Origin of the sequence: Aromatoleum aromaticum EbN1 (assembly GCF_000025965.1) — a bacterium.
Classification (GTDB): domain Bacteria; phylum Pseudomonadota; class Gammaproteobacteria; order Burkholderiales; family Rhodocyclaceae; genus Aromatoleum; species Aromatoleum aromaticum.
This window is the reverse complement of record NC_006513.1, coordinates 3,106,186-3,130,165: the sequence shown is the minus strand read 5'-3', so window position 1 is coordinate 3,130,165 and position 23,980 is coordinate 3,106,186. Positions and strand designations below refer to the sequence as shown.

17 protein-coding genes are annotated in these 23,980 nt (G+C 64.8%); 5 read left to right on the top strand and 12 right to left on the bottom strand.

Going from position 1 to position 23,980, the window contains the following annotated elements:
* Positions 1–4: 4 nt before the first annotated feature.
* The 4 genes from EBN1_RS14890 to acnB all read right to left on the bottom strand — a co-directional run bounded on the left by EBN1_RS14890 (position 5) and on the right by acnB (position 5,718).
* Positions 5–1,777: an N-acetylglutaminylglutamine amidotransferase gene (locus EBN1_RS14890; protein WP_011238796.1), complete on the bottom strand. Its 1,773-nt coding sequence runs from the start codon at positions 1,775–1,777 to the stop codon at positions 5–7.
* Positions 1,778–2,132: 355 nt separating this feature from the next.
* Positions 2,133–2,318 carry a transporter gene (locus tag EBN1_RS14885; protein ID WP_011238795.1) on the bottom strand — a complete coding sequence of 62 codons (186 nt, stop codon included), beginning with the start codon at positions 2,316–2,318 and terminating at the stop codon, positions 2,133–2,135.
* 121 nt (positions 2,319–2,439) lie between these two features.
* Positions 2,440–2,856: a VOC family protein gene (locus tag EBN1_RS14880; RefSeq protein ID WP_011238794.1), complete on the bottom strand. Its 417-nt coding sequence runs from the start codon at positions 2,854–2,856 to the stop codon at positions 2,440–2,442.
* Positions 2,857–3,108: 252 nt separating this feature from the next.
* Positions 3,109–5,718, bottom strand: coding sequence for a bifunctional aconitate hydratase 2/2-methylisocitrate dehydratase (acnB, locus tag EBN1_RS14875; RefSeq protein ID WP_011238792.1), 2,610 nt, complete (start codon positions 5,716–5,718; stop codon positions 3,109–3,111).
* A gap of 334 nt (positions 5,719–6,052) precedes the next feature.
* Here acnB and acnA point away from each other — a divergent pair, with 334 nt between their 5' ends.
* The 4 genes from acnA (at position 6,053) to EBN1_RS14855 (ending at position 11,444) form a co-directional block, all read left to right on the top strand.
* Complete coding sequence (acnA, locus tag EBN1_RS14870) at positions 6,053–8,770, top strand: aconitate hydratase AcnA (protein WP_011238791.1); 2,718 nt, start codon at positions 6,053–6,055, stop codon at positions 8,768–8,770.
* A 28-nt stretch (positions 8,771–8,798) separates the two neighbouring features.
* Positions 8,799–9,194, top strand: coding sequence for a YchJ family protein (locus EBN1_RS14865; protein ID WP_011238790.1), 396 nt, complete (start codon positions 8,799–8,801; stop codon positions 9,192–9,194).
* Between the two features lie 110 nt (positions 9,195–9,304).
* Positions 9,305–9,688: a DUF6394 family protein gene (locus EBN1_RS14860; protein WP_011238789.1), complete on the top strand. Its 384-nt coding sequence runs from the start codon at positions 9,305–9,307 to the stop codon at positions 9,686–9,688.
* A gap of 16 nt (positions 9,689–9,704) precedes the next feature.
* Positions 9,705–11,444: a potassium channel family protein gene (locus EBN1_RS14855; RefSeq protein ID WP_011238788.1), complete on the top strand. Its 1,740-nt coding sequence runs from the start codon at positions 9,705–9,707 to the stop codon at positions 11,442–11,444.
* An 8-nt stretch (positions 11,445–11,452) separates the two neighbouring features.
* Here EBN1_RS14855 and EBN1_RS14850 read toward each other — a convergent pair whose 3' ends face one another.
* Complete coding sequence (locus EBN1_RS14850; protein ID WP_041646449.1) at positions 11,453–11,674, bottom strand: RNA-binding S4 domain-containing protein; 222 nt, start codon at positions 11,672–11,674, stop codon at positions 11,453–11,455.
* Between the two features lie 107 nt (positions 11,675–11,781).
* On the opposite strand from EBN1_RS14850, the gene EBN1_RS14845 reads away from it, so the two are divergent.
* Entirely contained in the window at positions 11,782–12,657 is an 876-nt protein-coding gene (locus EBN1_RS14845) for an ATP adenylyltransferase family protein (RefSeq protein WP_011238786.1), read from the top strand.
* A 136-nt stretch (positions 12,658–12,793) separates the two neighbouring features.
* Here the strand turns inward: EBN1_RS14845 and EBN1_RS14840 are convergent, their stop codons facing one another.
* From EBN1_RS14840 to istA, 7 genes are all read right to left on the bottom strand, one after another.
* Complete coding sequence (locus EBN1_RS14840) at positions 12,794–13,522, bottom strand: UPF0149 family protein (protein WP_011238785.1); 729 nt, start codon at positions 13,520–13,522, stop codon at positions 12,794–12,796.
* Positions 13,523–13,535: 13 nt separating this feature from the next.
* Positions 13,536–14,249 carry a tRNA (guanine(46)-N(7))-methyltransferase TrmB gene (gene trmB / locus EBN1_RS14835; protein WP_041646447.1) on the bottom strand — a complete coding sequence of 238 codons (714 nt, stop codon included), beginning with the start codon at positions 14,247–14,249 and terminating at the stop codon, positions 13,536–13,538.
* Positions 14,250–14,446: 197 nt separating this feature from the next.
* A complete protein-coding gene (gene brxL, locus EBN1_RS14830) occupies positions 14,447–16,477 on the bottom strand; it encodes a protease Lon-related BREX system protein BrxL (protein WP_041646445.1) in 2,031 nt (676 codons plus the stop codon).
* Between the two features lie 7 nt (positions 16,478–16,484).
* On the bottom strand, positions 16,485–19,103 hold the full coding sequence (pglZ, locus tag EBN1_RS14825) for a BREX-1 system phosphatase PglZ type A (protein ID WP_011238782.1): 2,619 nt from the start codon (positions 19,101–19,103) through the stop codon (positions 16,485–16,487).
* A 33-nt stretch (positions 19,104–19,136) separates the two neighbouring features.
* Complete coding sequence (locus EBN1_RS14820) at positions 19,137–21,314, bottom strand: argonaute PAZ domain-containing protein (RefSeq protein WP_197531817.1); 2,178 nt, start codon at positions 21,312–21,314, stop codon at positions 19,137–19,139.
* A gap of 245 nt (positions 21,315–21,559) precedes the next feature.
* Complete coding sequence (gene istB, locus EBN1_RS14815; protein ID WP_011236010.1) at positions 21,560–22,294, bottom strand: IS21-like element ISAzo4 family helper ATPase IstB; 735 nt, start codon at positions 22,292–22,294, stop codon at positions 21,560–21,562.
* A 22-nt stretch (positions 22,295–22,316) separates the two neighbouring features.
* Positions 22,317–23,876, bottom strand: a complete 1,560-nt coding sequence (gene istA, locus EBN1_RS14810; protein WP_011236187.1) for an IS21-like element ISAzo4 family transposase — start codon at positions 23,874–23,876, stop codon at positions 22,317–22,319.
* Between the last annotated feature and the right edge of the window lie 104 nt (positions 23,877–23,980).

The window sequence follows — 23,980 nt, the reverse complement described above, 5'->3', positions numbered from 1 at the left end:
CACCTCAGCGGACATGGGTCTGCAGCCACCATTCGAGCAGCCCGAGCTGCCAGAGTTTGGAGCCGCGCAGCGGTGTCATGTGCGCGCCGGGATCGGCGAGCAGCGTGTCGACATACTCCCGGCGGAACAGGCCGCGCTCCCGGGCCGCGCGGTTCGTCAACGCGTCGCGCACCCGCTCGAGCACTTGGCCTTGCAGGTATTTCAGCCCCGGCACCGGAAAATAGCCTTTCGGCCGGTCGATGACCGCGGAAGGAATGACCTGGCGCGCCGCCTCCTTCAGTACGCCCTTGCCGCCGTGGGCGAGCTTGTGTCGCGCAGGAATGCGCGCCGCCAGCTCGACGAGTTCATGGTCGAGGAAAGGCACGCGGGCCTCCAGACCGAACGCCATCGTCATGTTATCGACGCGTTTTACCGGATCATCGACGAGCATCACGGTGGTATCGAGACGCAGTGCCTTGTCGACCGGGTCGATCGCACCGGGCAGGTCGAAGTGGGCGGCGACGAACGCACCGCTGCAATCGTCGGCACGATTCGCCGCGCCGACCATGCGGCAATACTCGTCGTAGTCGCGGTCGCGAAATGCCGCGAGGTAATCGCCGACCGGGTCGACGCTGCCGGCGAGCTTCGGGTACCAGTGGTAGCCGCCGAACACTTCGTCCGCCCCCTGCCCGCTCTGCACGACTTTCGAATGGCGCGACACTGCCTCCGACAGCAGGAAGAAGCCGATGCAGTCATGACTCACCATCGGCTCGCTCATCGCCGCGACCGCTTCCGGCAGCCGCGCGAGGAGTTGCGCCTCGGGCACGAAGATGCGTTCGTGGATCGTGGCGAAACGTTCGGCGACGATGTCGGCATATTCGAACTCGTTGCCCTTTTCCCCGCCGACGTCCTCGAAGCCGACGTTGTAGGTCCGCAGGCCCTGCACGCCGGCCTGCGCCATCAGCCCGACGATCAGACTCGAATCGACGCCGCCGGACAGCAGCGCGCCGACCGGCACGTCGGCGACCAGGCGGCGGCCGACCGCACTGCGCAAGCCTTCGAGCAGGATTTCCGTCCACTCCTCGAAGCTGCGCGCCGCGTCGCCCGGCTCGTGAGCGTAGGCCAGCGACCAGTAGCTGCGTTCACTGCGACGCCCGTCCGTGTGGATCGTCATCAGCGTCGCGGGCGGCAGCTTGCGCACACCGGCAAGAATCGTGTGCGGAGCCGGCACGACCGCATGGAACGAGAGGTAGTGGTTCAACGCCACCGCATCGACCGTGGTGTCGACGCCGCCGGCGGCAACGAGCGCCGGCAGGCTCGACGCGAAGCGCAGCAGGCCGGGCTGTGCGCTGTAATACAGCGGCTTGATGCCGAGCCGGTCGCGACCGAGCACGACGCGGCCGCTGTCCCGCTCCCAGATCGCGAACGCGAACATGCCGTTGAGCCGCTGCACGAAATCCTGCCCCCACGCGTGGTAGGCCTTCAGCAGGACTTCCGTATCCCCGCGCGAGTAGAAGCGGTAGCCGAGAGTCTCGAGCTCGCGGCGCAGCGCGGCGTGGTTATAGATCGCCCCATTGAAGACGATCCCGAGGCCGAGGGCCGGGTCGAACATCGGCTGCTGCGCCGATTCGGACAGGTCGATGATCTTCAGCCGGCGGTGGCCGAAGCCGAGCGCGCCTTGCACGAACACGCCGCCGCTGTCGGGGCCGCGCACGCGCTGCCGCGCATTCATCCGCTCCAGCGCCCCCACGTCGGGCGACTGCCCATCGAATCTGATTTCACCTGCAATACCGCACATGTCCTGTCCCCTCTTTCGTCCGCGCGGATCGGCTCTTACTATCCGAGCGCCGGGAGGCGCCCTTCGACAGTACGGCACCGGATCACGCGGTCCATTCAGTCCGAGTCTTCGCCACACGCGGTCGAAACTTCGTGTCGGGAAGCAAGAATCGGAACCTTCGGCAGCGCACCGGAGGTTGATCGTGACGAAACGCCGGATCGAACGTTGCCTGCGCTCCAGCGCGGCCCTCCGGCGCGAAAGTGGAAGCCATTATAGCAAATTGCTTTTGCACAAATATTTTATGCCACGACAATCACCTGCATGGCTTGCAGGTTTTCGTCCCGCAGCGCTGCTGGCGCTTGCCGCGGGACGGACCTCAGGACGGCGGCCGGTGTGTTGCCAGCAGGCTGACGACTGCCCTCGATCCGGTCAGCACGGCGACGATCGTCGACGAGCGGGCAATCGGGACGTGATACCAGGGGGCGGTGGGCATCTTCACGCCGATGAAGGTCAGCGCCATCGTCAAGCCATACTTCAGCAGGTGGAAGCGGCCCGCATCCACGGTTCGCCGATCATGACTTCGTTGCTCATTGAATTATCGTTTGTGAAGTCGCGACACGATCGCTGTCGGAAGACGGCCAAGCCTGGCGCAGCACGTCACACCGCGCCTCACCACCAGTGCATCACTGGTTCTTTTCGCAGTTGACCATCCACGGCACGCCGAAGCGATCGACGCACATGCCGAAGCGTGCCGCCCAGAACGTCTGCCCCAGCCGCATCTGCACTGTGCCGCCTTCGGCCAGCGCCCTGAAGATGCGTTCGGCCTCGGCAATGGAGTCGACGTTCAGCGACACCGCGCAGCCGTGGATGCCTTCGTACGGGTGCTCGGGCGTCGTGTCCGAGCCCATCAGCACCTGGTCGCCGACCGCCAGGCGCACATGCATGATCCGCTCACGCTGCTCCGGCGTCAGCACCTCGTCGCACTGGGGGGCTTCGCCGAAACGGACCAACGCCGTCACGGTGCCGCCAAGGCAATCGGCATAGAAGCGGAAAGCGGCCTCGCACTGGCCGTCGAACGTCAGGTAGGGGTTGATTAGCATGGCGTGCTCCTTTGGCAAGTCGGAGTTTCACTGTCGGGTGCGGACTCGGCGCCGGACCGGACATCTCCGTCGCCTGATTTTCATCGTAGTACAACAGCGAAGCCACGCATTCGAGCGCGCCGGCGGGCCCGGAGGTGGGACGGGCGTGCGCGGTCCGTCAAACCAAGCACAACGCCCCTGCCCGGTTTCCCGGACAGGGGCGTTCTGATGAAGCGGCCGGTCAGGCGAACCCGATCGGCCCGGCTTCCTGCATCAGACCGTGACGGTGTCGGCCACGCTCTTGAACTCCTCGATCTGATCGAAGTTCATGTAGCGGTAGACATCCTTCGCCTTCGCGTTGACCACTGCCACCTGCGACATGTACTCCGCGACCGTCGGGATCTTGCCCATCAGCGCGCACACCGCAGCGAGCTCGGCCGAACCCAGATAGACACGCGTATCGATGCCCAGCCGGTTCGGGAAGTTGCGCGTCGACGTCGACATCGCGGTCGAACCCTTGCGCACCTGCGCCTGGTTGCCCATGCACAGCGAGCAGCCCGGCATTTCCATGCGCGCGCCGGACTTGCCGAGCACCGAGTAGTAGCCTTCCTCGTTGAGGATCATCGCGTCCATCTTCGTCGGCGGGGCGATCCACAGGCGGGTCGGGATGTCCGACTTGCCGTCGAGCACCTTGCCGGCGGCGCGGAAGTGACCGATGTTGGTCATGCACGAGCCGATGAAGACTTCGTCGATCTTGTCGCCGGCGACTTCCGACAGCAGCTTGACGTCGTCCGGGTCGTTCGGGCACGCGACGATCGGTTCCTTGATGTCGGCCAGATCGATCTCGATCACCGCGGCGTAGTCGGCGTCGGCGTCGCCCTTCAGCAGCTGCGGGTTCGCGATCCACTGCTCCATCGCCTTGATGCGGCGGCCCAGCGTGCGCGCGTCCTGGTAGCCGTTGGCGATCATCCACTTCATCAGCGTGATGTTCGAGCGCATGTACTCGATGATCGGCGCCTTGTCGAGGTGCACCGTGCAGCCCGCAGCGGAGCGCTCGGCCGACGCGTCGGTGAGCTCGAACGCCTGTTCGACCTTGAGGTCCGGCAGCCCCTCGATCTCGAGGATGCGTCCGGAGAAGACGTTCTTCTTGCCTTTCTTCTCGACGGTCAAGAGGCCTTGGCGGATCGCGTACAGCGGGATCGCGTTGACGAGATCACGCAGCGTGACGCCCGGCTGCATCGTGCCCTTGAAGCGCACCAGCACCGATTCGGGCATATCGAGCGGCATCACGCCGGTCGCCGCGGCGAACGCGACGAGGCCCGAACCGGCCGGGAAGGAGATGCCGATCGGGAAGCGCGTGTGGCTGTCGCCGCCGGTGCCTACGGTGTCGGGCAGCAGCAGGCGGTTGAGCCACGAGTGGATCACGCCATCGCCCGGACGCAGCGCAACGCCGCCACGCGTGCTGATGAAGCCCGGCAGCTCGCGGTGCATCTTGACATCGACGAGCTTCGGGTACGCGGCAGTGTGGCAGAACGACTGCATCACCAGGTCGGCCGAGAAGCCGAGGCACGCGAGATCCTTGAGTTCATCACGGGTCATCGGTCCGGTGGTGTCCTGCGAACCGACGGTGGTCATTTTCGGTTCGCAGTAGGTCCCCGGACGCACGCCCTGGCCTTCGGGGAAACCGCAGGCACGGCCGACCATCTTCTGCGCGAGCGAGAAACCTTTGCCGGAATCGGCCGGAGCCTGCGGCAGGCGGAACAGCGTGCTCACGGGCAGGCCCAGCGCTTCACGCGCCTTGGCCGTGAGACCGCGGCCGATGATCAGCGGAATGCGGCCACCAGCGCGCACTTCGTCGAGGATCACGAGGGTCTTGAGTTGCGATTCAGACACCACGGCACCGTTCTTGAGCGCGGTGACCTGGCCGCTGGCAGCGTCGACCTTCAGCTCGATCTCGTCGCCCATGTCGAGCTGGCCACAGTCGAGCTCGATCGGCAGCGCGCCGGCGTCTTCCATCGTGTTGAAGAAGATCGGGGCAATCTTGGAGCCCAGGCACACGCCGCCGAAACGCTTGTTCGGCACGAACGGGATGTCCTCGCCCGTGAACCACAGCACCGAGTTGGTCGCCGACTTGCGCGAGGAACCAGTGCCGACCACATCGCCCACGTAGGCCACAAGGTTGCCCTTGGCGCGCAGGTCTTCGAGGAACTTCACCGGACCGCGTACGCCGGATTCTTCCGGCGTGATGCCCGAACGCGGGTTCTTCAGCATCGCCAGCGCGTGCAGCGGAATGTCGGGCCGCGACCAGGCGTCCGGAGCAGGCGACAGGTCGTCGGTGTTGGTTTCGCCGGTGACCTTGAACACGGTCAGCTTCTGCGACGCGGGCACTTCCGGACGGCTCGTGAACCACTCGGCATCGGCCCACGACTGCATCACGGCCTTTGCATTCGCGTTGCCGGCGACGGCCAGGTCCTTGACGTCATGGAAGTAGTCGAACATCAGCAGCGTCTTCTTCAACCCTTCGGCCGCGACCGCGCCGACTTCGGCGTCATTTTCCGAATTCGCGAGCAGGTCGATCATCGGCTTGATGTTGAAGCCGCCGAGCATCGTGCCGAGCAGTTCGGTCGCCTTCTTGCGAGACACCAATGCACAGGTTTCGTCACCTTTCGTGACTTTGGCAAGGAATTCCGCCTTGACCTTCGCGGCATCGTCGACGCCCGCCGGCACGCGATAGGTCAGGAGTTCGACGAGGAACTCTTCCTCGCCCTTCGGGGGATTCTTCAGCAACGCGACCAGTTCCTCGGTCTGCTGCTTCGACAGCGGCAGCGGCGGGATTCCGAGAGCGGCACGTTCGGCGACATGGGCACGGTAGGCTTCAAGCACGGGCGATTCCTTCCAATATCGGGACGGTGGCAGGGCGTCCGGGTGCGAACCCGAACGGAACTCTGTGATTATATGTCTTTTATAAGACTGGGTGGGCAATGCAGCATTCGGGCCATCCCGTTGCCGCGCCGGGATTCTACTCTTCCCGCTCCGGTTGCGGGCCGGCCGGCGCCCCCTCATCACGTCGTCATTGCTTTGGGCACCGCTTTCGACTAAACAGGGCAAGGAGCACGACGGGAACGAGCGCCGCCAGCAGGGGCTCCAATGGTGGCTGTGCAACCGGCGGCGGCACCTCGCGCCCTTCGACGAAGTCCCAATCCTCGGGAGACGAACCATGCTCCATACTCTGTTCGACACGCTCCAGACCTTCTCCACCCCCACCGGGCGCAGCGGCCGCTATTACTCGTTGCCGGCACTGGAGACCGCCGGCGTCGCGACGGTCTCGCGCCTGCCGGTGTCGATCCGCATCGTCCTGGAAGCCGTGCTGCGCCATTGCGACGGCAGGAAAATCACCGAAGACCACGTGCGCCAGCTCGCCGGCTGGACTGCGAACGCGCCGCGTACCGCCGAGATTCCGTTCGTCGTCGCCCGCGTCGTGCTGCAGGACTTTACCGGCGTGCCGCTGCTGTGCGATCTGGCGGCGATGCGCAACGTCGCGGCCGACATGGGCAAGGACCCGAAGCTGATCGAACCGCTCGTGCCGGTGGATCTGGTCGTCGACCATTCCGTGCAGGTCGATCACTACGGCTCGCCGCTCGCGCTGCGGCAGAACATGGAACTCGAATTCCAGCGCAACCGCGAGCGCTACCAGTTCATGAAATGGGGGATGCAGGCATTCGACACGTTCCGCGTCGTGCCGCCGGGCATCGGCATCGTCCACCAGGTCAATCTCGAATATCTGTTCCGCGGCGTGCGCGGGCACGACACCGGCGATGGCATGCTGTATTACCCGGACACGCTGGTCGGCACCGACTCGCACACGACGATGATCAACGGCCTCGGCGTCGTCGGCTGGGGTGTCGGCGGGATCGAAGCCGAAGCCGGCATGCTGGGCCAGCCGGTCTACCTGCTGACGCCGGACGTCGTCGGCGTCGAACTGAAGGGGCGACTGAACGAAGGCGTCACGGCGACCGACCTCGTGCTGACCGTCACCGAACTGCTGCGCCGGCACAAGGTCGTCGGCAAGTTCGTCGAGTTCTTCGGCGAAGGCACCGCCAGCCTGACCGTCACCGACCGGGCGACGCTCGCCAACATGGCCCCTGAATATGGCGCGACGATGGGCTTCTTCCCGATCGATGACAAGACTGTCGCCTACATGCGCGGCACCGGTCGCAGCGACGCCGAGTGCGAACTGTTCGAAGCCTATTTCCGGGCGCAGCAGCTGTTCGGCGTGCCGCAGGCGGGCGAGATCGACTACTCGGAGACGGTGACGCTCGATCTGGCATCGATCGTCCCGTCGCTCGCCGGTCCGAAGCGGCCGCAAGACCGCATCCCGCTGTCCGACATGGAAGACATGTTCGACCGGCTGTTCTCCCGGCCGGCGAGCGAAAACGGCTTCGGCCAGCCGGAAGCTGCACTCGGCACGCGTTTTCCGACGAAGCTGCCGGGCGTCGACCTCGGCCATGGCGACATCCTCATCGCCGCGATCACGTCCTGCACGAACACCAGCAACCCGGCCGTGCTGATCGCCGCCGGCCTGCTGGCGAAGAAAGCGGTGGCGAAAGGGTTGCGCGTGAAACCTCACGTCAAGACTTCGCTCGCGCCGGGCTCGCGCGTCGTCACCGACTACCTGCAGAAGGCCGGGTTGCTCGAGCCGCTCGCCGAGCTCGGCTTTGCGCTGGCCGGCTACGGCTGCACGACCTGCATCGGCAACTCGGGCGATCTCGCGCCGGAGCTCAACGAGGCGATCGGCGAGCATAACGTCGTCGCCGCCGCAGTGCTGTCCGGCAACCGCAATTTCGAAGCGCGCATTCATCCGAACATCCGCGCCAACTTTCTCGCGTCGCCGCCGCTCGTGGTCGCGTTCGCGATCGCGGGGCGGGCCAACGTCGATCTCACCGAGAACCCGCTGGGCACCGGAGTGGACGGCCACCATGTGTACCTGAAGGACATCTGGCCGACGTCCGACGAGATCGCCGCAGTGATGCCTTATGCGATGGATCCGGCGACTTTCAAGCGCCTGTATTCCGACTTCACGAAAGACCACGACCTGTGGAACGAGATCTCGGCGCCGGCGGGACAGGTGTACGCGTGGCCGGAGTCGACCTACATCGCGCGTCCGCCGTTCTTCGAAGGTTTCTCGCCTCAACCCGGCGCCGTCGCCGACATCAAGGGCGCGCGCGTGCTGCTGATGCTCGGCGACTCGGTCACGACCGACCACATCTCGCCGGCCGGTTCGTTCAGGGAGACAACTCCGGCAGGGCAGTGGCTGATCGCCAAGGGCGTCGCGAAGCAGGATTTCAACTCTTACGGCTCGCGGCGAGGCAATCACGACGTGATGGTGCGCGGCACTTTTGCCAACGTGCGGATCAGGAACATGATGCTGCCGCCGAAACAGGACGGCTCGCGCGTCGAAGGGGGCTACACGCTTCTCGACGACCGGCAGATGACGGTGTTCGACGCCGCGATGGCCTACATGGCGACCGGCACGCCGACGGTGATCTTCGCCGGCGAGGAGTACGGCACCGGCTCGAGCCGCGACTGGGCCGCGAAAGGCACGCAGCTGCTCGGCGTCAGGGCCGTCATCGCCAGAAGTTTCGAGCGCATCCATCGCTCGAATCTCGTTGGCATGGGCGTGCTGCCGCTGCAGTTCAAGGGCCAGGACTCGTGGGAGAGCCTCGGTTTCGTCGGCGACGAGACGTTCGACGTCCTCGGCATCGATGCGACGCTCAAACCCCAGCAGGATCTGTCGCTGGTCGCGCACCGGCGCAATGGCGAGAGGATCGAGGTCCCGGTGTTGTGCCGCATCGACACGCCGGTCGAGGTCGATTACTACCGTCATGGTGGCATCCTGTCGTATGTACTGCGGGAGATTCTCGGGCGCGTGCAATAGAATTCGAGTTCGGAATTCGAGTTCGCCGATGCGACGGACCGCCTCCCTGCCCTGCCCCTGCCAGTCGGGCAGGTCGTTCGACGACTGCTGTGCTCCGCTCATCGCCGGCCAGCTCCTGCCCGACACCGCGGAGGCGCTGATGCGCAGCCGCTACACGGCGTTCACCGTAGGCGACGAGGCGTATCTGCTGGCGAGCTGGCATCCGTCGAGCCGGCCGGCAGCGATCGATTTCACGGCGGAGCCGGCGCGAAAGTGGATCGGGCTGCAGATCCGCCACTACGTCCAGACCGGCACCGACACCGCGGTCGTCGAGTTCGTCGCGCGATACCGCGTCGGCGGCCGCGCCCATCGCCTGCACGAGACGAGCCGATTCGTGCGCACCGAGGGCCGCTGGCAGTATGTGGAGGGCGATATTCACGAGTGAAGCCGTCGCGCGGCGCCCCCCGGCCCCTATAATTGCCGGAAGAATATCCCGCCCGGCTGAACTCCGACGGCAACCGACGCACCTCGGAGCGATCCGGCAACGAGAAAAACATGAACCTCGAAAAAGTCATCTTCGGCTTCTTCATCGTGCTCGCCGCCACCCTCAACTTCGGCTTCTTCGTCGGCGACATCGACGATCCTTCGCACCACGACATCTACGAGCTTTTCGCCGCGTTCGTCGTGAGCCTGATCGCGACCGTCCTGAAGTTCGGCGACCGCACCCAGATCGGCGCGGTCCATCTGGCGACGAGTCTGGTGGCGGACCTGCAGCTCATCGCGGCCGCGATGGTCTGGGGCTATGCCGCGCATGTCTCTGCCGGGGGAGTGACACCCGAGATGGTCGCGCGGGTGGTTTCACTGTCGGGCGGAGCGCTGTTCGCGAACGTCGTGTCGGTGGTGATCCTGATCGCCGAAACGATCATGCAGCGCCGCTAGGCGGCGAGGCGCGCCGATGACGCCTCTGCTGCGCCATCACAGCATCATTCTGCTGATCATGCGCCGCCTGCGCGCGCCGCTGATCCTGCTCATCAGCATCCTTGCGATCTCGGTGCTGGGGCTGACGCTCGCGCCGGGCGTGGACGACGAAGGCAAGGTGCACTACCTGAGCTTCTTCCACGCGCTCTATTTCATGAGCTACACGGCGACGACGATCGGCTTCGGCGAGATTCCGCACGCATTTTCAGACCAGCAGCGACTGTGGGTGACGCTGTGCATCTACCTGTCGGTGATCGGCTGGGCATACAGCATCGGCACCGTGTTTGCCCTGCTCGCCGATCGCAGCCTGCAACTGGCGATCCGCACGCATCGCTTCCTGCGCGCGGTCAAGCGCCTGCGTGAGCCGTTCTACCTCGTGTGCGGATATGGCGAAACCGGACGGCTGATCTGCGGCGCGCTCGACCAGCTCGGCTATCGCGCCGTCGTCGTGGAATGCGACGAAGTCAAGGCCGGCGAGATCGACCTGCACAGCTACCGGGCGGACGTGCCGACGATGTGTGCCGATGCGCGCAACCCCGAACTGCTGCAGTTCGCCGGCCTCACCCATCCGTATTGCGTCGGCGTGATCGCATTGACGAACGACGACAGCGCGAACCTCGCAATCGGGATCGCCGCCCGCCTGCTCGCGTCGAAAATCCCGGCGCTGTGCCGCGCCGAGACACCGGAGACCGCTGCGAACATGGCTTCGTTCGGCACGCGTCACATCATCAACCCGTTCGAGAAGTTCGCCGAATACCTGTCGCTCGCGTTGCACGCGCCGGCCGCGTGGCATTTGCTGACCTGGCTGACGGGACTGCCGGGGACGACCGTCGAGCGCGAGCGGGATCCGCCGTCGGGCAACTGGATCGTATGCGGCCACGGCCGCTTCGGGCGAGTTCTGGTGCAGGCGATGGAACAGGAATCTGCGGTATCGCTTACGATCATCGACCGCGAATCGTCCGACGACCCTCACCATCGCTGGGTGCAGGGGGATGGCACCGGCGCCGCGGCGCTCGAGCAGGCAGGCGTACGCGAAGCTGCCGGCATCATCGCCGGCACCGGCAACGACGTCGACAACCTGTCGATCGCGGTCACCGCGCGCGAACTGAATCCCGCGCTGTTCGTGATCCTGCGCCAGAATCACTATGCCAACCGCTCACTGTTCGAGGCCTACGATTCCGACGTCGACGTCGTGCCCAGCGAAATCATTGCGCACGAATGCCTGGCAATCCTGACGACGCCGCTGCTCGTACCCTTCCTGAACGAGGTCAAGCGCCGCGACGAACCCTGGTGCGCGGCGCTGCTCGACAGGCTGACCGGAAAATTCGGCTGGCAGGTACCCAGCGTCTGGAGCGAACGCATCAGTTTCATGCAGGCCCCGGCGCTCCACCACAAGCTGATGCATGGCTCGACGATCGCCCTGGAGGAAATCCTGCGCGCGCCGTCGAACCGCAATGATGAGCTCGCGTGCGAGGTGCTGTACCTGCACCGCGATGATGACGATCACCTGCTGTTGCCCGATCCCGAGACTGAAATCCGGGCGGGCGACGAGCTGCTGCTGATCGGTCGACAGGAGGCGAGGCGTGAATTCGACCTGACGCTATCGAACGAACATGCCCTCACCTATGTGCTGACCGGGCGAGATCTGCCCGGAGGATGGCTGTGGGAGAAATTCTCCCGTGCTACGGCGGCCGATCCGGCCCCGCACGAACGCTGAGAGGGTTCTCACCCATGCTCAGCGACGAGGACCACCGTCTCGTTGCCGAAAGCGACCGTCTGGCCCGGGCGCAGCTTGGCCCGCTTGCGCAATTCGACCCGCCCGTCGACGAGGACAAGCTGGCGTTCGACGGCGGCATGCGCTTCGCCGCCGGTCCCGGTCAGACCTGTTGCTTTCAGCAGCTGATCGAGCTGGACGTATTCGCCGCGCACGGCAAAGGAAATTGTCATTGCATGCTCCCGCACAACCCCCTCGAGCTGCGCGAATCAATTGATCGATCGGAAGCCGTGAGCCTACACTGCCAGCTCACCGTCTGCCGCTTCCGTGAACGAGAAACATGCCGCTGCCGCTCCTGCCGAGAATCGACCGCACGTACGTCCACGCGAACGAATCGGGGGCGCTGCAGCCAATCCGCACCGAGCGCGCACTCATCCGCGACGAAGACTTCGACTTCACCGTTCGCTGGGTATCTTCGCTCGCGCTGAAGGATGCCGGCCGGGTCAGCGCGGCGTTGCGCCGCGACCCGGACCATAATCCTTTCCTGCCGCCCGAAGAGGATCTGAACGTCGGGCCGGTCGGCAAACACCATCTCGCGGTGCTGAACAAATATCCGGTGATCGAGCGCCATCTGCTCATCGTCACGCAGGCGTTCGAATCCCAGACCACGCCGCTCAGCCTTGCGGATTTCGTCGCCCTCGCGCGCGTCACCACCGAGCTCGGCGGGCTCGGTTTCTACAACGGCGGCACCGAAGCCGGCGCGAGCCAGCGCCACAAGCATCTCCAATGGATTCCCGGCACCACTCCGGCCAGCTCGAACTTCGACCGCATCACGGCCCGCCTGCCCGTGGTCGGGCGTGGTGAGGCCATATTCGACGCGAAGCTCCCGTGGCGACATCGTTTCGTGCGTCTCCGGCCCGCGCCGCCGGGCAGCGATTCCGCCGCCCTCAACGGAGCAGCCCTGCATCAGGCTTTCCACGCCGCCTGCGCCGCCCTCGGCCTCGCTGCGGACCGTGATCCGATGCCGCCCTACAACATGCTGACCGGCGGCGGCTGGCTCGTCGTGGTTCCGCGCAGCCGCGAGCAGCATGAAGGGATCTCGGTGAACGCGCTGGGTTTCGCGGGGTCGCTGTTCGTTCGCCGCCCCGAACAGATCGACGTCGTGCGCCGCATCGGTCCACTGCACCTGCTGACGTCGGTCGGATTTCCCGCGTGATCGAAACCGCAAGCCCCCGAAGCCGACGCTCGCGGCGCGCCGGCACGCCGAGCCGCTTCAGAACTGCAACAGCGGCAAGCCGTGCCGGGCGCGCGCCCTGCCCTTGACAGGGGCGCCGGACAGGCCGAACTGCCAGTCATCGCGGGGCGCCGCAGCATTTCTTGTATTTCTTGCCGCTGCCGCACGGACAGGCCTCGTTGCGCCCCGCACTTGCCGGTGCCGGTGCAGCCGGCTCATCGACCGACAGCAGCTCGACCGGTGCGAGCCCGAGCGGTCGCCACTGCCCGATGATCTGCCCGACGCTCGTGACGGCGATCTCCAGCCATTGCAGCCGCATGGCATCATCGGCCGCGCTAGCCGCAGCTTCGTCGGCCCATGGCGCCATCATCGTATCGATCGCATCCCGCACGACCTGTGCCGCGTCCTCGGGCACTTCCCGGTCCCAATCGTCCGACCACAGCTCGAGCCCCTGGGCGAAGCCTTCGATCCATTCCTCGCCGATGCGCAACGAATCGCCGTCGCTGGCCGCGTAGCAAAAAGGCTCCCATCCTTCGGGCTCGCCGATCGTGGTCGCCAGCTCGTTGTAATAGCGCCGCACCAGCCCGATCGCCCGCTGCATCCGGCTTCCCGAACCGAACGACGCGTCCTCGCCATGCGCCGACCACACTTCGGGCAGCCACCGCTCGGGTGCGATCCGCTGGGGCGACGCGAGCACCGCGACGAGATAGCCGTCGAGCATCTCCAGGTCCATGCAGTCTTCAGGCACCGCGTCGGACGTGAGCAGCTCTTCGAGGGCTTCGAACTCGGCGTCGTCGAGCAGATGGGAATTCGGCGTTTCGTCCTGGGGCGCTGCTTCGATATTCATCATGGCTTCTCCGTCAAGGCACGCAGGGTGCGCCTTCGGGCAGCGGCACGCAAGCTGCAGGGCCGAGGTCGCAGACGATGCGATACAGCTGCTGGCCGGAGTCCCGATATTTGCGCTCGAAAGGCGTCAGCGGTATCGTCGCCTCGAATTCCTCCGGGATGATTTCCCGGCCGGTCACGCGCCCCAGCGCACACGCAAATTCCTCGATATAGACGTGCCAGTTGCTGCGGCACTCCAGCACACCGCCGAGCCGCGGGATGAACGGGAACACCGGGTGGGCGTGCCAGCGCCGCGCCAGATGCCCGATCTTCGGCCACGGGTTCGGATACAGGATGTAGTGGCGGGCAAGCGTCAGGCCGGCATCGCAACACAGTCTCCAGTAGTCGACGAGATCGGCGCGCACGAACACCATGTTCGTCGGCAACAGCGCCTGCGGGTAGGGCTTGCGCCGGCTCAGGCGGTCCTCGGACTGGTCGACGCCGATCACCCAATGGTCGGGAAAGCTGCGCGCCAGCTGGATCGTGCTGTGTCCGACGCCGCAGCCGGCGTCCAGGATCAGCGGCGCCGTTCCGTTCCACCGTTCCAGGCTCGCGGCGAAAGCGGCCCGGTTGTAGTCGGCATAAGGCTTACGGAACGGCTCGGCGAGATGGCGCTCGACGCGACGCAAGAGCTGCTCGTGGATGCCGGACTGGGCGCTCGCGGGAATGCGGGAATTGGCGTAGCTCATCGACTCGGGACTCCGGCAGCACACGCCAGGCCGACGATCCCGTAACGCATCAGGACAGGGTCGATTTCGGCCGGATGGCGCATCGAACACATTTCCTCAAAAAGGCTACCGGCAAGAGGATGATTCAGCAGGTTCAGCTTTCGATAGTTATCCATTGGTATCAATATTTAGCAAATGTCAATGATCGCCATGCCCAGCTACTCGACGCCCAACGCCTTGAATGCAGCATCCACCGGGTCCGAGTAAAAACTTGTCTGGAACTTTGCAAAGAGCTCACCGGGAACCGTCGGAATGTCGATCACGCTCGACATCGGCAACAGTATTCGCTTGGCACCCGCATCAAAGGCCACCTGAAGGCTCTCGGCCAGATTGCGGACCTGGACCACGGTACCACCAAGACTCATATCGCCCAGCACCACCATTTGAGGCTGAATCGATTTGGCGAGCGCGGCAGAACACAAAGCGATCAGTCCTGCGAGGGTGAATGCCTTCGGCGTTCCGGTGTGCTGCAGCTCCAGCAGATGCAGGTGGAAGTCGTGCTCACCCGGTTTGATGGAAGCGCTGATCCGGCTTGCATTGGCCTTGAAATAATCGAAGGCCACCTTCACGGCTTCGCGCGGTGCCACACCGGAGACCGATGCCTTGCCGTTACCAGCAATGGCCTGGACTTCCACCCTGTAGGTACCCGGCATTTCAGACTCTCCCAGGCTGATCGTATGCAGCGTACCGGGATTGAGCCGCCCCTCGGGAATAAGCGCACCGCCTGACTGCTCGGGCACGGTGACGAAGCGCTCCTGGCTGTCTTCCAGGTCGATGTAGCTGAAATGCACATCGTAAAACTCCATCCCGCCGATCTTCTTCAACTGCTCCTTCACCCTGCGGCGTACTTCCAGCGCATATTCGAGGCAGCGACGCACGGCCTCCTTGTCGTACTCGCCATTCGGGTAAAGCAGTTTGAGCAAGCCTGACACCGTCCGCCGCACTGCTATCGTATCTCGCTGATTGAGGTTGTTGCCCAGCTTGAACCACTTGTCGATCGCGTCGGCGAAGTTGCGCTTGCGCATTTCGCGCAGGTACTCGGCCAGGTAGTCGACGATCAGGCCGTATTGGTTGGTAAAGAATTCCGGGCGCATCTTCGGGATCTCCCAGCCCGGCACATAGGCATGGAAGCGGTCGAAGAAGGCCGAGTCGATCATGGCCTCGGGAAACGGGGCGAGCAGATGGCTGGTCTTCACCAGGGATTCGACGCTCTGGTTGATGTTGCCCACAAAGACCATCGAGGCATTGGCGTTGATCGCCTCCCTGCCCCGGCTGAAGGACCCGGACGCCATGTAATCCTTCATGATCTGCACGCCGTCGTGGTCCTTGAAGTGGATGCCAGCCACCTCATCGAAGGCGACCGTATCCCACAGGCCAATCAGCCCCACCTTGCGTGCGCTCATGTTGTAGAAGAGATTGGCGACAGTCGTCTGCCCGCCCGACACCAGGATGCTGTTCGGGCTGATCTCCTTGTAGATGTGGCTCTTGCCCGTGCCGCGCGGACCCAGCTCGCAGAAGTTGTAGTTGTTCTCGACCAGCGGAATCATCCGCGCGAGGAGGTGCCACTTCACCCGATCCTTGAAGCAGCCCGGCTCCATGCCGGTCGAGCGGATCAGCGCATCGATCCATTCATCCTCGGTAAAAGCCCGCCGCCCCTCGAACAGGCTAGCCATGTCCATGTTGGGCATCTGGATCGGCTTGAGATCGGTCACCGTGAAAGGCGAGCCGCGCTGGTTCTCCTCAAAGCGATAGTTCAGTGTGACGATGCACCAGATCCCGCCCACGAGCAGTTTTTCAAACTGGCGCACGAAAGTTTCCGAAACCTCGGCGTTCTTTACCCCAAGGTTCGAAAGCAGCGCCTCGTAGACGTCGCGCTTCTCGTTGAGCTTCACAGTCACCTTGTCGATGACCTTGTAGCTTCCGCTCTCGCGGATCTTCGACTTGATCTTCTCGGCCTCGTCCGGCCGCACGTAGTTCTCGGCCAGGATGCGCTTGACCATCGTCATCCCGTTCTGGATCGTCGCCTCGTCGTCCGATGCGCAGTACATCCCGAGCAGGTACTCGAGCACATACACCGGGACGTTGGCGCCCTCCTTGATCAGCTTGGTCAGGTCCTTGCGGACCACTTTGCCGGCGAAGTGCGCGTTGAGGAGCCCATCGAGTCGGGCCGTATCCACGGGTTCGGTCATGTGTGTTTCAAAAGTCATTCGTAAAGGCGAGGTCGACTCGCAGCGGCACACGCAGCACTTCGACCTTGATCGCGGCATCGCGCACAGTCAGCCAATAGTCGTGCGTCTTGTCGTAAGTGCCCGCGAGCACGGTCAGGAACACCGAGCGCTTGCGCTCGTCGAGCAGCTGCGAGGCGCTGTCGAAGGTCAGCGTCTGCTCGTTGCTGATCAGCCGGTCGCCATCGCGCAGCGCGATCACCACCGTGCGCGGCAGCACCTTGTCGGAGACAGCCTCGGTCTGGATGAACTCGAAGCGCTGGGTGTTGGTGACGACCTTGTTCGACGCGCCGAGCAGGCTGAACTCCACATGCCGCGCCTTCTCCTTGTCGGACTCGCTCTCGCGCACCGTGATCACCGGCACCACGATCTCCTGCGGCATCGCGCTGCCATGCACGAAGCGCGCCCCGCCGGCAAAGTGAAAACGGCTCGCCCCCTTAGGCACCCAGAAGTCCAGGCTACCCTCCGGGGCCGTGCCCGCCGTCAGCGCCGTGTTGCCACACCATGCCTTGGGCGAAGTGCCGATGCCGCGCCCGAGCAGGTAGCGCTTCTTCGCCTTCAGGGTGCCCTCGGGCTGCGCGTCGAGCGCCGACTTGTCCGCAGCCAGCAGCGGCGCCTCCTGGTAGATGAAACCGTGGTCTGCAGTGACCAGCACTGTCGAGCCGTTCAAGCTGTTGATGATGAAGCTCACCAGCTGCGAAAGCTGGCCTATGGCCTCGTCCACCGCGCGGAACGTCATCCCCTCGGTGGCCTGCTTGTCGCCCAGGGCATCGATATGGTCGTGATACACATAGATCACCCGCCGCTCGCGCACCAGCGTCCTACCCTTGTCCTTCCCCAAGGTCAGCAGCTCATCGGCCTTGATCGCCAGGCCCTCGTACTTCGCCAGATGTGCGTTTCGCTGTTCCAGCGTCGACACTGGCTGCCCGTCGGCCAGCACATCGAGGTTGCTGTTGATCTTGTAGGCCAGACTGTGATGCGGCAGCAGCGCCGCCATCCCGAGCGTGGTGTAGCTCGGCAGCACGCCCAGCTGCGACGACAGTGCGGCCTTGAATCGGCTCTTGCTGTTGAGCTGCTGCACCAACTCCTCGGCGGCTTCAAAACGGAAGGCATCCGAAATCACCACGAACACCCGCTTGGCCCCCACCTTCAGCAGCGGCGCCACCTGGGTGTCGAAGAAGCGATGCTGGTTCGGCATCCCGGCGACCGTCCAGTGACTCAGCAAGCCGCCCTCGCCCTCGATCACCTTGGCCCAGATGGTACCGAACTGCGGCAGGAACCAGCCCGTGTAGGTGTCTTCGATGCGCGCGCGCAGTTCGTGTAGCACCGCCCAGCCCATCGGCTCGACCTTCTCCGCTGCCTCATGGAAATGTCGATACAACTGGTCGAAGCGGAACAGCTCGGACTGGTAAGCTTTCAGCGCCGCCTCCGCACCGGCAAAGCTGAAGCCGGCGTCGAAGCGCGCCTTCAGCGCGAAGAACGCCGCTCCGGCCTCGATGGCGTCGTAGCACGCCGCCAGCGCCCGGCTCTCGCTCGAGCTCTGCGCCATCAACCGACTCGCCCAATGGCCATCGCGGCGACGCGCGATCAGCGCCTGCATCGCCTCGTCGCTCGCGCCTGGGCCAGCCAGCACGCGATCCTTCAGGTTCTTCAGGATGCGGCGCTCCACTGCCGCGAAGGTCATGGTCTCGGCCAGCGCCTCACCTGGCAACGCACCCAGCACGCCGTCCAGTGCAATCTCGCCGGCAACGGCGTCCGACAGCAGACTGTAGCTTTCGTAAGCCGCCATGTCGGTCCGCCACCGCGCTGCGAACACCGACGCGTTGGCCGCCAGCATACGATCCGGCAGCACGAAATGCTGCAGCGACTCCGGCGCCTTTCCGGACAAGGACCGGCAAAAATCCGTCACCAGGATCCGGTACAACAGATCCCGCAAGGTGAAGGCCGGCGCCACGCCATCCGCACCGTAACCAAGCGTCTGCAAGGCAAGCGCCCAGAACGCCGAATCCAGCTCGTTGGCAACAATGTCCTGCCAAACACGCGGCTCGCCTGCCAGATCCGCCTCGCCCTCATGCACCATCGAACTCAACAGGCGCAGAAGAATCGTCTGGAAATCCGCCTGCTCCGAGCGCACCAGCACCGCCAGCATCTTGCGGTCCAGCGCCTCGGCATCGTCACCCGGCGTCACCAGTCGACGCAGCTTTTCGACGCGGTCCTTGGCCCGCAGGAACTTGCTGCGCGCCTTCAGATGCGGGCGCAGGGCCTGGCTCGTCAGGCCCAGATCGTCCAGCAGCATGGAGTTCGAGTCCGCACGGAACGCCCGACCCCGCAGGCGCAGATCGAGGAGCCAGTCCTTCGCCGGATCGGGTTCGGCTGCAGGGCGGTAGAACAGCCAGCGCGTGCCAGGTGAGTGCTCGACGTCGAGCTTCACCTGCAGGGCTGAGGTGCGGTCTAGCCGCAGTATCTTGACCCCGTGCAGGCTCAGACCATCGACCCAAGTGGAGAACTCTCCTTCGGGATCGTCCCAGAACAAAAGCTGCTGAGTCGCAAACTGCGCCTGCAGGGCTTCGATGATGCGTTGATGACTCAAAACGACTCCAGATTCACGAACCCGCAGGCCCGCTCAAAGGTAAACGGGACACAGCCGGTCCATCTTGGAAAGGTCATCCAGATTGCACTCCTGCCGCAGCGTTGCGAAACGATCCGCATGGTGCGTCGTCACCGGCAGTCGCGGATGTCGGTAAAGCGATGCCCCGTGTATGCGGCTCAAGAGCACCACCTGTCTGGCGAGGGTGTGGAGATCCGTTTCACCGTAACGCTTGCGCAGGCGCAACGGCCGCACGGTAACCTTGTCTCCCCAGCTCGATCCGAGTTCCTCACCGCTGTAGGTGGCGATGATCAACTCATCCAGCCCCGGGAGTTCGAATGCGTCACCCACCTCAGGATTGCGGAACGCCTTCTTGTTCTCCGCAACGACCCCGCGTCGATACAAAGGCGGACAACCGCTCTTCACCACTTCGAGAACATCCACCCGTACCGAGTAGTCGCGCTCGAAGTTGCGAATCACGTCCAACGACTCGAATAGCCGCCCATCGCGGTGCAGCGCAATCCTGCGCGGCAGCGCGCCCAAGTGCACCTGCCGATATGCTTGCAGACTACGCTCGAGCAGATCACCCAACACGGCATCTTCAACCCGCTCGCCACGCTGCGCTTCGGCGAGTTGCCAACCCAGTTGTGCCCCCTCACGGGTAAACAGGAAGGCAAGCCCGGGCGCCCGCTGGCTGACACCGCCCAGATCGAGACCAATGAAGAGGTCAGTCTCGCCCGGCATGTCGTCAATCGCGCACAGCACGCCGCCCCCCTTGCTGAACACGCCGGCCGCCAGGTTGTTGTAGTAGGTGGACTGATAGGTCCTCGGCGGGTGATCGAGCCGCATGAACTGCGTCGCCAGTCCGTAGCGGTAAGCCACGTTACGAATCTTCCGCTTGTCCGCGCCCCGCCCCAGACCAATCAGCAGCAAGGCGTTCTCCGGCTTACGCTGAGCAAGACGCTGGTTCAATGCTTCGGCATCCCCTGCAGGCGGCGCTGTCTTCCAGGACGGCAGATCGGAATGCCACTGGCGACAAACGCGCTCGACCGCCTCGAAGTGGCGAACAGCGACCGCCTGCTCCAAGGCCGTACCCCCTACGACCAAGGGCACAACCAGCTTTCGCGTCATCCCCTGGTAGGCGCCGTGGCGCAATACCGCCCTTTCGCTGTCTGCTACCGCAGCACCGCGAAAGAGTAGCCGAAACTCCGGCTTCAGATCGCGGGCAAAGCGCTGCGTATCCTCAACGGCCTGCAGACATGCGTCCAGTTCGCTGACCTTCAGCCCCTTGACCAGCCGGATTGCCGCCTTCAAGCGCTCCCCCACCGGCCATTTCAGACTGCGGGCAATCCGCTCCAGCAAACGGCTGTCGATCTGACTCAGTGTGTCGAAACCGAACATGGGCTGCAGCAAGGCCGCAAGGTGCTCCATAGGCTTTGCACGCGTATCCCTGCCGTAGCGCACCTGCACCACATGCGAAGCCGCCACTGCCTCCCGCTCGCCTTCCGGAAGATTGCCCTTGCTCTCGTGATAGCCGAGCAAGCTGACCTCACCCTTCGGTGTCGGAAAGGTGGAAAGTGCCGTCCGGCCAGTCGCAATGCCAATCAACTCGGCAGTTCCGTACTGCCCGTTGGACACATACCGGTGACGGACACGCCGAATACCCTCCATCCACTCGGGCCGCTTTCGGATCACCCAGTCAAGGGTCAGATGCGGCCGGGGCAGCAAGCGATGCCTTACATCGAACCCCACCAAGGCGGTGCCGTCGGGCAGCACATCGGGAATCAGCGTCACGCTCTGAAATGCGTCAAGATAATCGCCACCCGCGCTTACACGCTCCGAAGGCTGGCAGGCGGTCAGCCGGACCAGATTCCCCGCACCCTGCTCGGCCTCGAGACCACCATCGCTGGAGTATGCGAGCTTTCTGGCACCCTGCATCAGGCACTGATTCAGCAAACGCTGAATCGCTTCCCGCTCGCTCGGGTTGGCGCTCTTTAGCGTGCCTGCGGTCTCATCGGACGCCGTGCAACACATCCCATTCCATTCGTGCCTGAGCACCTTCAAGGGCCGAAGACTCAACACCCGCAAGGGCTCGCCATCGGTCACCGCGCACCAGCCATTGGCACCGCTCAACATGCGGGCGCCACGGCGGGTCAACTGTGTGGGGTTGATGTCCTCATGATCGTCATCGAAGGTCAGCCGGTAGTAGTACACCGGCACGGCATCCAGTTTGCGATCAAGCTCAAGCGCAGCTGCGCATTCCGACGAACGTGACCGCCTGCACCGACGAACGTGACCGGGGGGTCTGCGCGCGAAGCGTGGTGTTCAGATTCTAACCGCGTCGGTCACGATCACGGTCAATTCGAGGCACGGCGCAGGCTTATCCACAGGCGGCCGCCAGCGCGCCTCATACGCTGGCGGGCGGGCGCCTGTGGGTAAGGCGTCTCGCGCGCACGGCCTCATGCCTTTTCCTTTCTTCTCATCGACTCGCCCTTGAGGGCGAGCTTGTGCGCGGCGTGCACGACGCGATCGAGGATCGCATCGGCGAAGGTCGGGTCGCCCAGGTAGGTGTGCCAGTGCTCGATCGGCAGCTGGCTGGTGATCACGGTCGAACGCGTGCCGACGCGGTCGTCGAGCAGCTCCAGCAGGTCGCTTCGCTCCTGCGCCGACGGCGCGGCCAGGCCCCAATCGTCGATGACGATGAGATCCATGCGCGCGAGCTGCATGAGGCGTCGGCTGAAGCTGCCGTCGGCATGCGCGATGCGCAGCTCTTCGAAGAGCCGCGGCAGACGCACGTAATAGGCCGCGAGGCCCTGCCGGCACGCGGCATTGGCGAGCGCGCAGGCGAGCCAGGTCTTGCCGCTGCCGGTGGGCCCGGTGATGAGGCAGTTCTGGTGATGGCGAATCCACTGGCCGGTTCCGAGCGCGGCGATCTGACTGCGCTCGAGGCCGCGCCCGGCGCGGTAGTCGACGTCCTCCAGGCAGGCGGCAGCGGCTTTGATGCGGGCGGCCTTGAGCAGCCGATCGATGCGTTTGCCGTCGCGCAGCAGGATCTCGCGATCGATGAGCTGGGCGAAACGCTCCTCGAAGCTGAGCGCGGTGATGGCGGGCTGGGTGAGCTGCTCCTCGAAGGCGCGGGCCATGCCTTCCAGGCGCAGGGTGCGCAGTTGTTGCAGGCTGTGTTGCATCAGCATCGATGTTCTCCGGTGGGTGGAATCAGTGGTAGTAGCGCGCACCGCGCAGGTTCTCGTGAGCGGCCGGTAGCGCGAGCTCGCTTTGCTGCGCAGTGGATGCGGGGAGCGGTGCGCGGTCGAGCCCGCTCTTGAGGATCGAGGCGACGTTGCGGTAACGCATCGCCCCGAGGGTGACGGCGCGGGTCGCCGCGGCTTCGAGCCGTTCGTTGCCGTATTGGCGACCGAGGCGCATCAGCCCGAGGCACGCCCGGTAGCCCTGCTCGGGGTGCGGCATGCGTTCGAGTTGGTGGCTGACCACCTGCTCGGTGTGCGGGCCGACGGTGGCGCCCCAGGCGATGAGTTTGCCGGGCGACCACTGGCGATGCGCCTGATGGGATGCGGGCATGTGTTCGGTGAGCGTGGAGTAGACGCCGGGCCGGTGGCTTCTCGCATGCACCGCGACGCGACGGCCCGCGGCAAAGCATTCGATGCTGCTCGCGGTGATGCGCAACTCCACCGCTTGGCCGGCGAGCGCATACGGCACGCTGTAGTAATGCCCGTCGAACTCGACGTGGTAATCGATATTGGGCTTGGCCCGTTTCCACTGGGCGAACTGGAACGCGGTGGCGGGCAACGGGCGCAGCGCCGGCCGATCGAGCGTCTCGAACGCTTCGTGGCGCGAGCCTGGCAGGCGCCGGAAGGCACGCGTGTTCAGCGGCTCGAGTAACGCGGCGATCGCCTCGTTCAACTCCCCCAGCGAGAAGAAACGCTGATGCCGCAGCCGCGCCAGAATCCAGCGCTGCACGATCTGCACGCCGACTTCGACCTTGGCCTTGTCCTGCGGCTTGTAGGGGCGCGCGGGCAGGATCGCCACGCCGTAGTGCGCGGCGAACTCGGCGGTGGTGCGCTGCAGTTGCGGCTCGTAGCGGTCGGCCTGCCCGACGAGCGAGCGCGTATTGTCGGGCACCACGAGCTCGGGCACGCCGCCGATGAAGGCCAGCGCCCGGGCGAGCGAGCCCAGCCAGTCGGCCTGCGACTGCGTCGCCGTGGCGCAGGCGAACGTATAGCTCGAGGCGCCGAGCACCGCGACGAAGATCTGCGCGCGCGAAATCTCGCCCGTGTCGGCGTCGACGATCGGCACCGTGTCGCCCGCGTAATCGATGAAGAGTTTCTCGCCGGCGCGGTGCACCTGGCGCATCGAGCGCTTGAGCGTGCGGGCGAACGCGCGGTACAGGTCGCAAAAGCGCGAGTACTGATAGCTCGGCCCGTCGGCCGTCTGCACGTACTCTTCCCACAGCAGCGCCAGCGTGACGTTCTTTCGCTTGAGCCCCTGATGCACCGCCGCCAGATCCGGCGGCACATTCGCGACGCTCGCGCCACGTCCACGCCGGGCGACCCCCAGCACCCGGCGCAACTCGGCCTCGTCGGCCGCCGACAACTCGGCCCACGGCCGGCCGCACTCCTCGGCCGCCTTCACATACTTGGCGACCACTCCTTTGGAAATCGACAGCGCGCGGGCAATGCGCTCGTGCGACAGCGCGCAGTCGTATTTGAGCCGCAACAGCTCCCTGATCTTGTGCATGGCAATCCGCTCCGCCGGCATCCTCGGTCTCCGCGCAAAGCGCGCGAGGGTAGCCGGCCTGACAAACGACGTTGCCACGCTTGGCCTCACAAACCCGTTCCGATTTGATCGTGACCATTGATTCC

Bases quoted from the DNA above. Each gene is read 5' to 3' on its own strand.
- istB (WP_011236010.1), bottom strand. From the start codon at position 22,294: ATGCTGATGCAACACAGCCTGCAACAACTGCGCACCCTGCGCCTGGAA.
- EBN1_RS14860 (WP_011238789.1), top strand. From the start codon at position 9,305: ATGAACCTCGAAAAAGTCATCTTCGGCTTCTTCATCGTGCTCGCCGCC.
- EBN1_RS14840 (WP_011238785.1), bottom strand. From the start codon at position 13,522: ATGAATATCGAAGCAGCGCCCCAGGACGAAACGCCGAATTCCCATCTG.
- EBN1_RS14890 (WP_011238796.1), bottom strand. From the start codon at position 1,777: ATGTGCGGTATTGCAGGTGAAATCAGATTCGATGGGCAGTCGCCCGAC.
- EBN1_RS14855 (WP_011238788.1), top strand. From the start codon at position 9,705: ATGACGCCTCTGCTGCGCCATCACAGCATCATTCTGCTGATCATGCGC.
- trmB (WP_041646447.1), bottom strand. From the start codon at position 14,249: ATGAGCTACGCCAATTCCCGCATTCCCGCGAGCGCCCAGTCCGGCATC.
- brxL (WP_041646445.1), bottom strand. From the start codon at position 16,477: ATGACCGAACCCGTGGATACGGCCCGACTCGATGGGCTCCTCAACGCG.
- acnA (WP_011238791.1), top strand. From the start codon at position 6,053: ATGCTCCATACTCTGTTCGACACGCTCCAGACCTTCTCCACCCCCACC.
- EBN1_RS14880 (WP_011238794.1), bottom strand. From the start codon at position 2,856: ATGCTAATCAACCCCTACCTGACGTTCGACGGCCAGTGCGAGGCCGCT.
- EBN1_RS14850 (WP_041646449.1), bottom strand. From the start codon at position 11,674: ATGACAATTTCCTTTGCCGTGCGCGGCGAATACGTCCAGCTCGATCAG.
- istA (WP_011236187.1), bottom strand. From the start codon at position 23,876: ATGCCGGCGGAGCGGATTGCCATGCACAAGATCAGGGAGCTGTTGCGG.
- EBN1_RS14865 (WP_011238790.1), top strand. From the start codon at position 8,799: ATGCGACGGACCGCCTCCCTGCCCTGCCCCTGCCAGTCGGGCAGGTCG.
- EBN1_RS14845 (WP_011238786.1), top strand. From the start codon at position 11,782: ATGCCGCTGCCGCTCCTGCCGAGAATCGACCGCACGTACGTCCACGCG.